This is a genomic window from Streptomyces sp. PU-14G (genome assembly GCF_041028275.1).
Lineage (GTDB): Bacteria > Actinomycetota > Actinomycetes > Streptomycetales > Streptomycetaceae > Streptomyces.
In genome coordinates this window covers 1-14,239 of sequence record NZ_JASKYT010000221.1, presented here as the reverse complement: position 1 = coordinate 14,239, position 14,239 = coordinate 1, and the positions used below count along the sequence as shown (strand labels likewise).

16 protein-coding genes are annotated in these 14,239 nt (G+C 73.8%); 12 read left to right on the top strand and 4 right to left on the bottom strand.

Annotation, left to right across the window (positions count from 1 at the left end; genetic code table 11):
• The 11 genes from AB8Z75_RS23085 to AB8Z75_RS23035 form a co-directional block, all read left to right on the top strand.
• A partial coding sequence (locus tag AB8Z75_RS23085) for a YcaO-like family protein (protein WP_369204975.1) occupies positions 1–818 on the top strand: 818 nt, incomplete at its 5' end.
• Positions 819–873: 55 nt separating this feature from the next.
• The gene (locus AB8Z75_RS23080) at positions 874–1,578 is read left to right on the top strand and encodes a TOMM precursor leader peptide-binding protein (RefSeq protein ID WP_369204973.1); all 705 of its coding nucleotides are present in this window, start codon (positions 874–876) and stop codon (positions 1,576–1,578) included.
• Between the two features lie 6 nt (positions 1,579–1,584).
• Positions 1,585–3,369 carry a TOMM precursor leader peptide-binding protein gene (locus tag AB8Z75_RS23075; protein ID WP_369204971.1) on the top strand — a complete coding sequence of 595 codons (1,785 nt, stop codon included), beginning with the start codon at positions 1,585–1,587 and terminating at the stop codon, positions 3,367–3,369.
• Complete coding sequence (locus tag AB8Z75_RS23070; protein WP_369204969.1) at positions 3,366–4,124, top strand: nitroreductase family protein; 759 nt, start codon at positions 3,366–3,368, stop codon at positions 4,122–4,124. Before AB8Z75_RS23075 ends, AB8Z75_RS23070 begins: the two co-directional genes overlap by 4 nt.
• Positions 4,125–4,271: 147 nt before the next feature.
• Positions 4,272–4,439 (top strand): thiocillin family RiPP, encoded by a 168-nt coding sequence (locus AB8Z75_RS23065; protein WP_114021173.1) that lies wholly within the window; start codon positions 4,272–4,274, stop codon positions 4,437–4,439.
• A gap of 41 nt (positions 4,440–4,480) precedes the next feature.
• Positions 4,481–4,660 carry a thiocillin family RiPP gene (locus AB8Z75_RS23060; RefSeq protein ID WP_369204967.1) on the top strand — a complete coding sequence of 60 codons (180 nt, stop codon included), beginning with the start codon at positions 4,481–4,483 and terminating at the stop codon, positions 4,658–4,660.
• 61 nt (positions 4,661–4,721) lie between these two features.
• Positions 4,722–4,898: a thiocillin family RiPP gene (locus AB8Z75_RS23055; protein ID WP_369204965.1), complete on the top strand. Its 177-nt coding sequence runs from the start codon at positions 4,722–4,724 to the stop codon at positions 4,896–4,898.
• Positions 4,899–4,968: 70 nt separating this feature from the next.
• Positions 4,969–5,139, top strand: coding sequence for a thiocillin family RiPP (locus AB8Z75_RS23050; RefSeq protein ID WP_114018164.1), 171 nt, complete (start codon positions 4,969–4,971; stop codon positions 5,137–5,139).
• Between the two features lie 198 nt (positions 5,140–5,337).
• Positions 5,338–6,447 carry a PqqD family peptide modification chaperone gene (locus tag AB8Z75_RS23045; protein ID WP_369204963.1) on the top strand — a complete coding sequence of 370 codons (1,110 nt, stop codon included), beginning with the start codon at positions 5,338–5,340 and terminating at the stop codon, positions 6,445–6,447.
• 230 nt (positions 6,448–6,677) lie between these two features.
• The gene (locus tag AB8Z75_RS23040; protein ID WP_369204961.1) at positions 6,678–9,395 is read left to right on the top strand and encodes a hypothetical protein; all 2,718 of its coding nucleotides are present in this window, start codon (positions 6,678–6,680) and stop codon (positions 9,393–9,395) included.
• A gap of 173 nt (positions 9,396–9,568) precedes the next feature.
• Positions 9,569–10,459, top strand: a complete 891-nt coding sequence (locus AB8Z75_RS23035) for a lantibiotic dehydratase C-terminal domain-containing protein (RefSeq protein ID WP_369204959.1) — start codon at positions 9,569–9,571, stop codon at positions 10,457–10,459.
• 142 nt (positions 10,460–10,601) lie between these two features.
• Here AB8Z75_RS23035 and AB8Z75_RS23030 read toward each other — a convergent pair whose 3' ends face one another.
• The 4 genes from AB8Z75_RS23030 to AB8Z75_RS23015 all read right to left on the bottom strand — a co-directional run bounded on the left by AB8Z75_RS23030 (position 10,602) and on the right by AB8Z75_RS23015 (position 13,463).
• Positions 10,602–11,261, bottom strand: a complete 660-nt coding sequence (locus AB8Z75_RS23030; RefSeq protein ID WP_369204957.1) for a transglycosylase SLT domain-containing protein — start codon at positions 11,259–11,261, stop codon at positions 10,602–10,604.
• A 343-nt stretch (positions 11,262–11,604) separates the two neighbouring features.
• The gene (locus AB8Z75_RS23025; protein WP_369204955.1) at positions 11,605–12,294 is read right to left on the bottom strand and encodes a DsbA family oxidoreductase; all 690 of its coding nucleotides are present in this window, start codon (positions 12,292–12,294) and stop codon (positions 11,605–11,607) included.
• A gap of 126 nt (positions 12,295–12,420) precedes the next feature.
• On the bottom strand, positions 12,421–12,606 hold the full coding sequence (locus AB8Z75_RS23020) for a DUF397 domain-containing protein (RefSeq protein ID WP_369204953.1): 186 nt from the start codon (positions 12,604–12,606) through the stop codon (positions 12,421–12,423).
• Positions 12,603–13,463: a Scr1 family TA system antitoxin-like transcriptional regulator gene (locus tag AB8Z75_RS23015; protein ID WP_369204951.1), complete on the bottom strand. Its 861-nt coding sequence runs from the start codon at positions 13,461–13,463 to the stop codon at positions 12,603–12,605. The genes AB8Z75_RS23020 and AB8Z75_RS23015 overlap by 4 nt, the downstream gene beginning before the upstream one ends.
• 155 nt (positions 13,464–13,618) lie before the next feature.
• On the opposite strand from AB8Z75_RS23015, the gene AB8Z75_RS23010 reads away from it, so the two are divergent.
• The gene (locus AB8Z75_RS23010) at positions 13,619–14,092 is read left to right on the top strand and encodes an ATP-binding protein (RefSeq protein ID WP_369204949.1); all 474 of its coding nucleotides are present in this window, start codon (positions 13,619–13,621) and stop codon (positions 14,090–14,092) included.
• The last annotated feature ends 147 nt before the right edge of the window (positions 14,093–14,239 follow it).

The window sequence follows — 14,239 nt, the reverse complement described above, 5'->3', positions numbered from 1 at the left end:
CAGCCACACGTGCACCGCCGGGACCCACACGGGCCGCCGCCGTCGTCAACGGGCTGCTGGAGGTCGTCGAACGCGACTCGATCGCCCTGACCTGGCTGCAACGGCTGCGGCTGCCCCGGCTGACCCTGGACACCGGTCAACTGGCGCCCAGACAGCGACAGTTCGTCGAGCGGGCCGACAGCCCGCACGTGCGCACCCAGCTGTTCGACGCCACCACCGACCTCGGCATCCCCGTGATCTACGGGGTGCAGTTGGCCGACTCCGACCCCGCGCTGGCCCAGGTCGTCGCCGCCACCTGCGACCCCGACCCCGGCGCGGCCGTCGCCAAGCTCTACCGCGAGGCCGCCTCGCTGCGCATCGCGCTGCGCCACCACATCACCACCAGCCCCGCCGCTGCCGAGGCGGCCTCGGACGGCGGCCCCGAACAGCTCGTCAACGTCGTCGGGGGAGCTGCGGAGGCCGGCCCCCTGGCCGCCCGCGACCGCTTCTCGTTCCTGCTGGAGGGCGCGCGCGAGGAACGGCCGCTGTCCGCGCTGCCGCGCCCCGCCGCGACCGACCCGGCCACCGTGCTGGCCTGGCTGTTGGAGCGCCTGCACGCCCGGGGCTGCGAGGTCGTCGCCGTCGACCTGACGACCGACGAGGCGCGCCAGGTCGGTGCCACCGCGGTGCGGGTGGCCGTGCCGCAGCTGATGCCGCTCTCCTTCGTGCACCGGGCCCGCTACCTGGGCCACCCGCGGCTGTACGAGGCACCGCGGGCCATGGGGCATCCGGTGCTGGCCGAGGACGAGATCACCCCGCTCCCGCAGCCGTTCGCCTGACACGCCCCGCGCCGCCACCCGCGCGTCCCCATCCACCACCCGGGCAGGAGAAGCGATGCACACCGGAACGACCGGTCCCCGCAGACCGCTGTTTCTCGCGGCGGGAGCCTTCGGGCACGCCGTCACCGAGCGCCTGGCCAAGGCGTACACGGGCGCCGTCGTCATGGGCGTCGACGAGGGGAGCCACCCCAGTTTCTGGCCGGTCAGCGACCTGCTGGTGCTGGCCACCGACCATCCGCGCCCCGCGCTGGCCGAGGCGGTGGACAGCTCCGCGTACGCCTGGGGTGTGCCCTGGTTCCCGATCGAGCTGGAGCCGGTCGAACTGCGCTGCGGTCCGGCCGTCGCGCCCGGCGCCGGTGCCTGCCACCGCTGCTTCACCCGGCGCCGCGCCCAGCACGACCGCTCGCCGCTGCCCGCCGAGGCACGCCGCCGCGAGACCAAAGATCCCGGTGCGCAGCGCGTGACCGGTTACGCGCCCCACCACGTCGGCATGGCCGTCGCGTTGGCCCGCGCCGCGGTCCGCGACCTCTTCGACGAGGAAGCCGGCGCCGCCGGGGCCGAGGACGGCGGCGCAGCCGGCGGCCAGGGGCCGCGTGCCGCCGCCCACGTCCGCTCCGTGAACCTCGCCGACGGCAGGACCGCGCGCCACCGCGTCGTCGCCGTCGACCAGTGCCCGCGCTGCCGCCCGGCGCGCGGCGGCGAGGACCTCTCCTGGCGGATCTTCGAACCGCTGACCGACGCCGCGCCGGTGGGGAGCTGAACGACGATGGCCAACGGGGACGTACTCACCGCCGAACAGACCGGCGCCGCGGCGCTGCGCGACCCGCAGCTGTCGGTGCCCGCACTGCCCAGGACGCGCAGGGGCGTGGCCTGCTACCAGGCCGGCGGCGGTCTGGTCGTCGAAGGGCTGCCCGCGCCGCAGGTCTTCCGCGGCAAGGCCGCCACCGCACTGCTGCCCCGGCTGCTGCCGCTGCTGGACGGCGCCCGTGACCGCACCGCGCTCGCCGAGGAGCTGGGCATCAGCCCCAACGCCGTCTTCAAGGCGCTGTCGCTGCTGTGGATGTGCGGCGTCATCGAGGACACCCCGCCGCCGGACGGGCCCGCGGCGAAGGCGGGCGCGGCCCTGGCGGACGAACTCGCCGACTACCTCTCCCGGATGGGCGACTCCACCGGCGCCAACGCCTCCTGGGAGGCGGGTGCGCTGCGGTTGGCGTCCGCGCGGGTCGCGCTGTACGGCAGCGGGCCGACGGCGACGGCGCTGGCCGACGAGCTCGCACCGTCGCTCGCCCTCACCCGCGTCGCCGGACCGGACGCGGTGCCGCCCGAGGGGACGACGCTGGTTGTCACCGCGGACGCGCCGCGGGCCGAGCTGGCCGCCGTCGCCTCCGTCTGCCGGGAGCGGCAGATCCCGCTGGTGCGGGTCGCCGCCGCGCACGGTACCGCCCGCCTCGGTCCCTTCGTCCACCCGCGCTACACGCCGTGCCTGGACTGCCTGCTGGCGGAAGAGGCGAGGACGGACGCGAACACGACGGACGAGGCCACGGACGAGGCCACGGACGAGGCCACGGACGAGGCCACGGACGCGAACACGACGGACGAGGCCACGGACGAGGCCACGGACGCGGCCACCGACGAGGAGACCGACGAGGAGGCGGCGGCGCTGACCGCCGCGCTCGCCGCGCACGACCTCTTCGGCTTCCTGGGCCGCGCCGTTCCCTCCCCCTACCCCAACCAGTGGCGGACCGTCGCCCTCGACGATCTGGCGCAGCGCCGCCACAGCGGCGCCACCCGCCCCGGCTGCCCCACCTGTTCGGCGCTGCCACCCGCACAGGGGGACGGCCCGGGAAGGGCACCGCTGGCCGCCCGCTACGAGGCCTTCATCGGTTTCCCGCCGCACGAGTACATGGACCTCAAGGGCCACCAGCAGCACTACAAGCCGTCCAACCTGGCGCTCCAGCGCCAGGAGAAGACCTGGCCCGTCTGCCCCGAGGCCGCACTGCCGGCGCCCGACACCGCCCGCCTCGCCGGCCTCCCCTACGAGCAGCGCGGCGCCGGCGAGGCCACCACCGACCTGGAGACCCTCTCGCTCGTCCTGGCCGCCGTCGCCGGCGTCCGGGAGTCCGAGGGCGACTTCCTGCGCCGTTGGACCCCCAGCGGCGGCAACATCGGCTCCGTCCTCGCCCACCTCGCCGTCCGCGACGTGCCCGGGCTGGCGCCGGGGGTCTACGGATACGTGCCCGGCGGCCACCGGCTGGCGCTCCTGGCGCCCGGCGCCGAGGCGACGGCGGGTATCCCGGGGCACGCCCCGGTGACCCTGGCGCTGACCGGCAACCTGGGCAAGGTCGCCAAGAAGTACCACTCGTTCGCCCTGCGGGTCACCCTGCTCGACGCGGGCTGCGCACAGGCGACGCTGCGCCGCGTCTGCCACACGCTCGGGCTGCCGCGCACACCGGTGCGGCGCTGGGACGAGCGGACCGTCACCGCGGCGCTCGGCGCGGACCCGCGCGTCGAGCCCGTCACCGCCGTCACCGACCTCGGGAGGCCGCTGTGATCGCCCCTGACGACCTCGCCCTCCAGCTCGTCGAGTCCTTCCAGCACGCGCCCGCGCACCCGCGTGCCGACGTGCCGGTCCAGCGCGCCGCCCACCCGCGACCGCTGGGCCCGGACGTCCGCGTCGGCCCCGGCGCGGCCGACGCCGAACGGCTCGACCTGCTGGACACCCTCCGTACCCGGCGCGCGAGCCGGCTCTGGTCGCCCGAGCCGCTGTCCGCGCCTCTGCTCGCGGACATCGTCGGCGAGGGCGCCGCGGCCGACGCCGAGGAGTGGCCCGACGAACAGCCCTACACGCCGCTGGAGATCACCGTGGTGGCCTTCCGGGTGGCCGGCATGGAACCGGCCGTGCACCGCTTCGACGGGCTGACGCGCACCACCCGCCCCGTCATGGAGCTGCCGCCGCCCGAGCGGCGCCGCACCCTGACCCTCCAGGCCGAGTTCGGCGACGCGCCCGCCCTCGTCTCCGTCGCCGTGGACCCGCACACCGCCGAACTGCGCGACGGCGGCCACGGCTACCGGACGCTGCTGACCCGCGCGGGCGCGGCGGTCCACACCATGTGGCTCGCCGGGGTCTCGCACGGGCTGACCGGATCGGCGTTCGCCGGGTTCATCCCCGCCTCCGTCCGCAGCCCGCTGCGCTCCGACGGCACCAGCAGGCAGCAGGTGTTCGCGCTCGCGCTCGGCCACCCGCCCGCGGCCCCGCCCGGCGACGGCGCCACGCCGCCCGCCGGAGCCCGGGCGCCCGGCCCCTGATCGTCCGACGGCCAGCCCCGGGGTGACGGGTGTCCCCCGGAACGGGCCGCCGGATGCACGACCGGCCGCCGTGAGCGGCGGCCGGGCATCAACCCGGCACCGTCCGGTGTCCGTGGCCGACCACCACAGGGAAAGGAGGGATGCGCGATGGAAGACGTCATCGACCTGTACGCGGTGGCCGAGGACGAACTGGCCCTGGAGGAGCTGCCCGAGGGCAACGCCCTGGCCAGCTTCTCCACCTCGACCAGCGCCAGCACCGCCTCGTGCCCGGCGTCCAGCGCGTCCAGCGCGTCCAGCGTCTCCAGCTACGGCTGACCACCCCGCAGGCTCAGGCCTACTCAGGAAGAGGAGCACCCATGGAAACCATGGACAACCTGGAGCTCGACCTCTACATCGAGGACCAGGAACTCGCCGTCGAGGAGCTGCCGGACGGCAACGCGCCCGGCGGCTGCTTCGCCTGCGCGGGCTCCGCGTCGACCGCGTCCTGCCCCGGCTCGTCCGCTGCCACCGTCGGCAGCGCGTCCTGCATCGGCTGACGCGACAGATCCGACAGCGCACGAACCGTCCCACCATCCATGCGCAGAAAGGAGATGAGAGATGCAGAACAGCGACGACCTCGACCTGTTCGTCGAGGCCTTCGACGACGACCTCGCCGTCGAGGAGCTGAGTGAGGGCACCGCGCTGAGCACCTGGTCAAGCGCCACCACCGCGGGCTCCGCTTCCTGCCCCTGGAGCACCGCCTCCTCCTCGTCGTCCGCGTCCAGCTACGGCTGACCGGAAGGCACCGAGGAAAGCCGGGGGCACGCCCCCGTGAACCACGAGTCGCACACAGGAGGTGACACACATGGACAACAGCGTCGAGCTCGAACTGTGGGCCGAAGACCTGGAACTGGAGGCACTGCCCGAGTCGGACAGCCCCTTCACCACCTTCGGCTGCGCCGCCACCGCAGGCTGCGGCAGCTGCCCGGCCGCCTGCCTGGGCACGGCCGGCTGCTTCTCCTCCAACGGCAACTGACGCACGGGAGGCCCCGTGCGTCCAGCGGCCCGGTGACACGCGAACACCGGACCGCGCGCTGAGGTGAACCCCGGTTCCGGAGCGGGCGAAGCGCCCCGGAACCGGGTGCTCGCGGACGCGACCCGCGAGCCCGCTCAGGCTAGCCGCGGTCCGCCTGCCGAACCGCTACCGGGAGACGTGCCACCACAGGAGCTGTGCATGGAGACCCTCACCCGACCGAAACTCCGCGAGGGCCTGGAAGTCATCCGCGGGATGGACGACCACCCGCTGCTGTACGACGCGGACTCCGGCATCTACCACCGGCTCAGCCGGTCGGCCGCCGGGCTCGTCCAGCGGCTCGACGGCTCCCGGTCCCTGGAGGACATCGCCACGCTGATGACACAGCGCGGCACCAAGACCCCCGAGGCGGCCCGCACCGAGCTGGACCGCTTCGTGAAGAACCTCTACGACAGCGGCCTGCTGGCCGGCTCGCCCACGCCGCAGCGGGCCCGCGACGCCGGGCGGCGCGGCAAGCGCAGCCAGATGATGCCGCGCTTCGTCGTCAGCCGCACGCTGATGCCCCGGCTGCTGGAGCCGGTGGCCGCGCTGCTGCGCAAGGCGTCCGGCGGCGCGCTGGCCGGCCTCCACATCGCGGGCGGCATCGCGGGCACCCTCGCCGCCGTGTGGGCCCTGTTCGCGGGCCCCTCGGCCGACCCCAGGCTCGCCCACTGGACGACGCTGATCGCGTTCGTGCTCTTCCTGCTCCAGATCGTGCTGCACGAGACGGCGCACGCCATGGTCGCGCAGATACTGAAAGTGCCCGTACGGGGCTTCGGATTCGCGCTGCTCTTCTACTTCATGCCGCTCGCCTACGTCGACCGCACCGACGCCTACCGGCTGCGGGAACGGGGCAGCAGAGTCGTCCTGGCACTGGCGGGGCCGGTCAACGACGGCTGGGTCGCCGGCATCACCGCGCTGGTGGCCGTCACCGCGAACGGCACGGTGGCGACCGTGGCCGCCACGATGCTCGTCTTCCAGGTCTTCAGCGTCATCACCAACCTCAACCCGCTGCTGCCCAGCGACGGCTACGCGGCGCTGGAGGCCGGGATGGGCACCGTCGACGCCCGAGGCCGTGCCTTCGGACTGCTCAAACACGTGCTGCTGCGCCGCCCCCTGCCCTCCCACCTGGCGGCCATGACCCCCGCCGCGCGGCGACTGCACCTGGCCTACGGGGCGCTGTGCACGCTGTACGTGCTGGTGCTGGCCTACGTGGCGGTGCGCGGCACGGCGTTCTCGTACAGCAGCGTCCAGGGGATGTGGGGCCAGTGACGACGACCGTACGCAACCTTCAGGACGGGGACGGCGACGGCACCGCGTACCCGACCGGCGAGGCCGGTACCGGGCGGGAGGCTGGTACCGGGCGTGAGGCTGGTACCGGGCGTGAGGCCGGGACTGGGCCGGGGTCCGGGACCGGGCCGGGGAGTGGGCCGGACGCCGCAACGGACAGCGCGCCGGCCACCGCGCCGGCCACCGCTTCGGTTGTTGCCGCGCTGGGCGGCGTGGCGGTGACCCGGGTCGCCGGGCTGCCCGCCGCGTTCTGCCCGCGGCCCGCAGAGCGCACCGCCGCGCTGCTCGACGAGCGCGCCGCCGCGCATGCCGCGCTCGAAGTGCTGCGCCCGCGGGTGGAGGACGCGCTGTACGCCCTCGTCCCGGTGCTGGACGCGGCCGGTGACGGCGCCACACCTCTGCGCCGCAAGGTCCTCGCCGCCCGCCGCGCCGTCCACCGGCTGGCCCCCTTCGGCTGGGACGAGGCGACCGCCGAACGCGTCGCCGCGCACGCGGACGAGGAGACCCGCGAGGCGCTGGCCCGCTGGCAGGCGCAGACCTCCGCCCTTCAGGCAAGTGCCGCCGCACTCGACGCGGCACTGGCCGACGACCGGGCCGCCGCCGAGGAGACACTGACCGCGGCCCTCGACGCGCCCGGCTTCGCCGACTCCCTCGCGCTGGCCACCCCCGACTGGGTGCGCTACGGCACCGCCCGCCGCACCCGCAAGCGGCAGCGCGCCCTGCGCACCCTCTACTCGTACACCGTCCGCGCCGCCGCCAAGACCAGCCCCTTCGCGCGGCTGACGACCGTGGGCGTACCCGGCCGCGGCCACGCGGGGCACGCCGTCCACCAGGTCTCGGCCACGGTCGCCCTCACCGCCCTGTACGCGCTGGCCCGCGCCCCCGAGACGGCACCCCTGCTGCGCTACCGCCCCGCCGCGGTCCGCCCGGCGACCGTCCAGGAAGGGCCCGGCGCGCCGGTACGTTCCCTGATGCTGCACCCCGAGTACGTCGCCACGGGCGGAGTCACCTGGCGCAACGACCACGTGGTGGAAGCCGGCGCGGCCGGCGACTGGGCCCGTGCCCTGGCCGCAGCCGGTGCGGACGGCGGCTCCCTCACCCACGCGACGGTGTTGCGCACGCTCGGCGGTGCCGACCCCTTCCGCCGCTTCCGGCGCCTGCTCGACACCGGCGTACTGTCTCCCCTCGCGCCGTGGCAGCGCGGCGAGGACGCGGTGCGGGCCCTGCTGGACCTGACGAGCCACCTGGAGACGCCGGAGCCCCCGAACAGCTCGGAGCCTCCGAACAGTCCGGAGCCTCCGAGCGCCTCGGAGGGCGCCTCGGATCCGGACGTCGCCGAGGGGGCCTCGGGCCTGGATGTCGTCCGGGAGCTGCGGGCCCTCGCGGCCGAGCGGGAAGCGATGACTCACCGGCCCTCCACGGTCGCTCGGGCCCGCGACACGGCACCCGGAGCGGAGCCTGCCCACACGCCCGGCCCCCGGGACGAGGGGCCGGGGGACGACGGCCCCCGGGACGACGGGCCCCGCGCCGACGGGCCGCGGCGGCGGGCCGCCGCGGTCGCCCGGGTGCGCGAGCTGGGCAGAGGGTGGGCGCGGGCAGCGGGCTGGGACCGGTTCGAGCCGACCGAGGTCTGGTACGAGGACGCCGCCTGCGACCTGCGGCTTCCACCCGTGCTGGACGACGCCCGGACAGCCGCCGACCTGCGCCGGCTGGGCGAGGCCATCAGGCCCAGGCTGTTCCGCTCCCACCTCTACGACGAACTGGTGCGCCGCTTCGTGGCCGACCACGGCAGCGGCGGCACCTGCGAGGACGTCCTCGGCTTCGCCATGCGCTGCGGCGCGGAGACCGACCGCGACCCCGGCATGGAGCGCGCCGTACGCCTCGACCTGGCCGCGCGCGAGGACCCTGCCGAGCGCGCGTGGCTGCCCGTCGGGCCCAGCAGCGCGTCCCCGTCGGCGGCCCTCCTGGTCCAGCACATCGCCGCGCGGCCGGACGCGGCGGACGGGCCCCGGCTCGTCGTCAACCAGTTCAACCCCGGTACGGGCGGGCTCCTCACCCGCTTCAAGGGGCTGCTGGGCGAGGACTTCGCCGAGGCGCTGCGTACCCATGTGCGCCGGCTGTGGCCGCACGCCGCGCACCACCACGAACTCGTGCTGTGGACCGAGTGCGGCACCGCGCAGGCCCAGTCCGCCGGACTGCTGCCCCCGCTCACCCTGCCCGGCGAACTCGACGGACCCGGCGCCCTCGACCTGACCGAGGTTCGCCTCGTCCACGACCCGCGCCAGGACACCCTCGCCCTGCTGGCCCCCGACGGGCTCCCCCTGGCCGCCGCCTACACCGGGCTGGTGCCCACCCACCTGTTCCCGAAGTTCGCCCGTTTCCTGGCGATCCTCTCCGACCCGTGGATCAACGGCTCGCCCCTGTCGGACTACCGTATGCCGTTCCAACTGCCGCGCGAGCCCGACCGCGTGACCGCCCTGGAACGGCAGACGTCAGGGCAGACGCTGACGGCGGGAGCGGCCACGTCCGCCGACGGCGGCGGTGGTGTGGTGACGCGGCGCGCCCAGTGGATCGTCCCCGTCGGGCACCTGCCGCTCCTCGGAGCCGACGCCACCGACGCGGAGGCCGTCGTGGCGGCGGACGCGTTCCGCCGTCGGCACGGAATGCCGCGCGAACTGTTCGCCTACCTGCTCCCCGCGAGCGGCGGCATGTCACCCGACCACGACCGCAAACCCCTGTGGATCCGACTGGACTCCGCCGTTTCGCTCGACGTACTGGCCCACTGGATCACACCCGACACGGGGCACCTGCGGCTCGTCGAGGCACTGCCCGCACACCATCAGCACCCCTTGCGCGACGCGGACGGCGAACGGCGCGCCGCGGAACACGCCGTACTGCTGCACTGGACCGACGGGGAGGGGAACCGGTGAAGGGCACCGAGGCGGCGCCCCGGCCGCCACGCGAGGATGCGCGGCCACGTGAGGATGCGCGGTCGGGCGAGCACGCGCGGTCGGGCGAGCACGCGCGGTCGGGCGAGCACGCGCGGTCGCGCGAGCACGCGCCGCGGAGGGAAGCGGCGGAGGCCCGGGAAGCCGGGCAAGCCGTGCAAGCTGGGGAAGCCGCCGGGGTACCGGGAGTGGACTGGTGGTACGTACGGGCCTACCCCGGCGGGCCCGGCCGCATGGACGCGGCCGTCCGCGCCGTCCTCCCCTGGCTGTCGGCCCGCGCCGCCGAGCTGGACGCGCCCGCCTGGCACTTCCTGCGCTTCTGGGACGCGACGGGCCACCACCTGCGGCTGCGCCTGTGCTGCACGCCCGATCAGGCCGACGCCCTGCACGCCCGCACGGACGAGCTGCGCACTCTCCTGTCGGACCTGCCCCAGAGAGCGGAAGGCGGCGCGGGGGAGGCGGGCGGCGGGCTGCTGCCGGCCGAACCGAGCATGGCCCCGCGCCGCCAGCCCGTCGGCGTGAGCCCCGCGCCGTACGCGCCGGAGCTCGCCAAGTACGGCGGCGCCCACGGCATCCGCCTCGCCGAGGAGGTCTTCACCGACGGCTGCGCCCTGCTGGCCGAGACGGACCTGGTGGCCCTCCCCGCCGCGCACGCCCGCGCGGCTGCCGCCGTGACCCTCACCCAGGCTCTCGTCACCGCCTGCCTGGCCCCGGGCGAGAGGGACGCCTTCTGGACGGCCCACCGTCGCCGCTGGCTGGCCCGCCTGCGGATGACCCTCCCGGCCGACGAGACGCGGCAGCGGCTCAACTCCCTGGCGTCGTCGGTACGGAACGCACCGTGGCCCGAGGGCGGGGTACGCGCCAGGCTGGCCGCGCACGTGGAGGTGACCGCCGGGGTACTGGACCGCTGCGCCGCGGCCCGCGTATCCGTCCCGCGCGCCGAGCTGCTGCTCCACCACGTCCACATGGCCCACAACCGCCTGGGCTTCCCGCCGCCCGAGGAGGCGGCGCTGGTGCTGGTGGCGCGCGGTCTGATGGCGCCCTGACCGCTACTGACCGCCACTGACCGGGCACGCCGCGGGGTGCCGCGAACGCGACGAGCGGGTGGGAGGGGCCTCCTCCCACCCGCTCGGGGTGTCGCATGCGCTGCGTGGGCGTGTGTGTGGTGTCGGCTGGGTTGCCTTCTGCTCAGTAGGCGGAGTCGACGTTGTCCATGGAGCCGTAGCGGTCGGCTGCGTAGTTGCAGGCGGCGACGATGTTGGCCACGGGGTCGGTGAGCTTATCGGCGGTGCCCTTGACGTGGTACTGGTCGAAGGTGGGCTGGATCACCTGGAGCAGACCCCTGGAGGGGGTGCCCTTCTGGGCGTTGACGTCCCAGTTGTTGACCGCGTTGGGGTCGCCGGCGGACTCGCGGATGATGTTGCGCTTGATGCCCGCGTAGGAGCCGGGGATGTCGTGCTTGTCCATGATGGCCTTGGCCTCGCGGATCCAGCCGTCCAGGTTGTCCGGGTAGGTCTCGGACCGGTCGGCCTTCGCCGCGGACTTGTTCTCGGCCTTGTCCTCGGTCTTGTCCTTGTCGGCGTCCTCGGCCTTGCTCTTGGCCTCGTCCTTCGCGCCGGCCGCGGCCTTCGCCTCGGCGGGCTTCGCGCCGGGCCGGGGGGCGTGGGCGGCGTCGTCGGCCTTGACGACCTCGTCCGCCTTGACCGCGTAGGCGGCGGGCTTGGCCGGCTTCGCCTCGTCCTGGGTGGCGGCGTGGGCGGTGCCGGTCAGGGTGGCGGTGGCGATACCGGCGGCACCCAGGACGGTCAGGCCGGTGGTCAGCTTGGTGTTGCGCAGAGCAGTACGCATGCGAGCGGATGCCTTTCGAGGGGGGACACATCCGGCCGCGCCTCCGGGCGGTGTGCCCGGTCTCGTCGCGACCTGGGCCCCACCCTGCGGACCGGCTCCCCACCCCGACAACTATGTGACGTACTATCCCGCTTCGTCCGATTCGGCGAGTGGTGCAGGGTCCGCCGTCATGGGCCCCGGCCCCGGCAAAACGGACATGCGAAGCTGCTTCGTATGTGATCTGGCCCCTATGGGTGCCCTCACACGCGCCCCCCGGAGCTCTCACCGACGGCCGAGTGACCCCTTACGCACCGTCGGCAGTGTTCAGCCCTCAACGGGGGCTCCGGCGGTGCGGGGGAGGGGTTCACGGGTGTTCGGACAGCAGCCGCAGAGCGGCTTCTGGGCGTGTCCCCGACAGGGGTCGGCCGCCGTCGATGACCAGCGAGGGGACACCGGTGACCCCCAGGGCGGCAGCCGCCCGTTCGTCCTCGCGGACCGCCGCGGCGAAGGCTTCGCTCTCCAGTACCGCGCGTACCCCCTCAGGTGCCAGCCCCGCCTCGGTGCCCAGCTCCGTCAGGACGTGCGGGTCGGCGATGTCGAGCCCTTCGGTGTGGTACGCCCGCAAGAGCCGCTCCACCATCGCGTCGGCGAGGTCGTGCTCGGCTGCGGCGTGGACCAGGCGATGGGCGTCGAGGCTGCTGACCGGCGTGGCGACGTGCAGGTTCAGCTCCAGCCCCTCGGCCGCCCCCTCGTCCCGGATCAGGGCGACCCTCTCCGCGGCACGGTCGCCCCACCACTGCGTCATCGCCTCCGCCGCGGTCGGGCCCGGTTCGGTGCCCGCCGACGGGTCGAGTTCGAAACTGCGCCAGACGAGCCGTGGCCGCCGACTCGGGGGAAGCCGGTTCACTGCCGCCGCGACGCGCCGTTTGCCGATGTAGCACCAGGGGCAGACCACGTCGAAGAAGACCTCGACCACACGCGTCGGTCGCCCCCGTTCCGCTTTGCCGTCGGCCGCGTAGTCGGTGGCCGAGTGGAAACCGGGGTCGTTGCTCATCACGGGACTCCCTTGATGTGCCGGTCGGCTCGGGTGCCGTGACCGGAGCAGCATCCTGCGAGTTCAACCCGACTTCAAGTCAACTGTGGTCCGGGCCACACGCTCCGTGTGGGGGCGTGGGTGTCGCTATCGCCCTGTGACGTGGTGGGTGAAGGCGGTCCAGGCGGTGGTGGAGACGGTGAGGGGGCGGAGTGCTGTGTCTTTGGTGTCGCGGATGTGGACCGTTCGGGGGCGGAGGGCGACCTCGACGCAGTTGTCGCCGTCCCCGCTGCTGTAGCTGCTCTTGTGCCAGCTCGCTTCAGTGGTGGTCATAGCGCTCCTCGCAGTCGTTCCAGCAGGCTCACGGTAGCCCGGCAGTCCAGTGCCTGGGAACGGAGCTTGCTGTACCGCTGAAGCAGCACGCTCACATCGGCAGCGGCGGTGATCAGATTGCTCGACTGGTGCGCTTCCGTGTAGCCGAACCACTGGTTCTCTTCGCTTTCCGCCAGATACAGCTGACCGTTCGAACCCGTGTGATCCTCCTGGCGCAGCGGCATCACCTGTACCTCGACGTTGGTGCGCTGCCCCACAGTCAGGAGGTGGTCGATGACGCTCTTGGTGACGGTGTCCCCGCCCACGGCGCGTTCGAGCAGACACTGCTCGATGATGAAGCTGAACGCGGTGTGGGGGCGGTCTTCGAGCAGGCGTTGGCGTTCGAGGCGCGCGGCGACCACCCGGTCGATCTGCTCCTCTGTGTGCGGCGGCAACTGGCGTTCGAGTACGGCTCGGATGTAAGGCTCCGGCTGCAACAGGCCCGGGACAGCGCGGCACTCGTATGCGCACAGGGTGATGGCTTCCTCCTCGATGCCGGCCCATTGCTGGAACCACGAGGCGAGGCCGGGTTTGCGCCGCAGACTCCTGGCCGCCGCCCGCAGAACCTTTCCGGCCAGCGGGCCGAGGACTTCCTCGGCACGGGCCGGGAGTTTGTCCGGCGGAAACCGCTTACCCTGTTCGATTTTGGCGATGTAGTGGTCGGAGTACCTGACGAGAGGGCCGAATTCCTCCTGGGTGAGATTCGCCTCCGTCCGCAGCGCTTTGAGTACTGCGCCGTACGTCTTCAGCCCGTCCGAGGTGCCGGGTTCGGGCTCGTCGGACGGCGACGAGGTGCGCGCATTCTGGTTCGACGTCATTGTCGAGGCCCTTCCGTGCTAGGTGCCCTTACCCGCTCAACCGTCCAAGCCTTGGGCCTGGTTACAGCCCAGTCCAGTACGGGAACCCGCACAGTTGTCGCTGTACCAGTGGAGTCTCTGTCATCGGAAGGCGCGCCGCAGCACTGTCACTTGCCATGGAAGCATTTCGGCGGCAATGCCCCCCTCTCACCGACGTGTTCGTACAAAGATTCTCCGCGACGCGGCGGGGGGCCCGCCTGGCACGGCGATTGGCCGCGTATCAACTCCACGCGTGGGGGTTTGCCTATCAGTCACCGTTCTCGGAGAAGGTGACTCTCGTCGTGGCGGAACTCAGTGCGAACGCGGTGGTGCACGGACGCGTTCCCGGGCGGGATTTCGAGGTGCGCGTTTTCCTGGAAGGGGAAGGGGCGACGGGAGCCGCTGCCGTGCGGGTCGAGGTGTCCGACACGCATCCCTCGCTGCCGGTGCGCCGCGCCCCGGACTCCGTGAGCGAGGGCGGGCTTGGGCTCGTCCTCGTCGACACATTGGCGTCGTGCTGGGGGGTGCGGCCCAGGACGGGCCCCGGGAAGACGGTGTGGGCCCGGGTCGAGGTGGCGTGCCCTGCCGTTCGGGTCGGGGGCGGCACGTAGGGCTGACCTGACCGGGCCCCGGGGCCCGGTCAGGTCRGCCCTACGTGCCGCCCCCGACCCGAACGGCAGGGCACGCCACCTCGACCCGGGCCCACACCGTCTTCCCGGGGCCCGTCCTGGGCCGCACCCCCCAGCACGACGCCAATG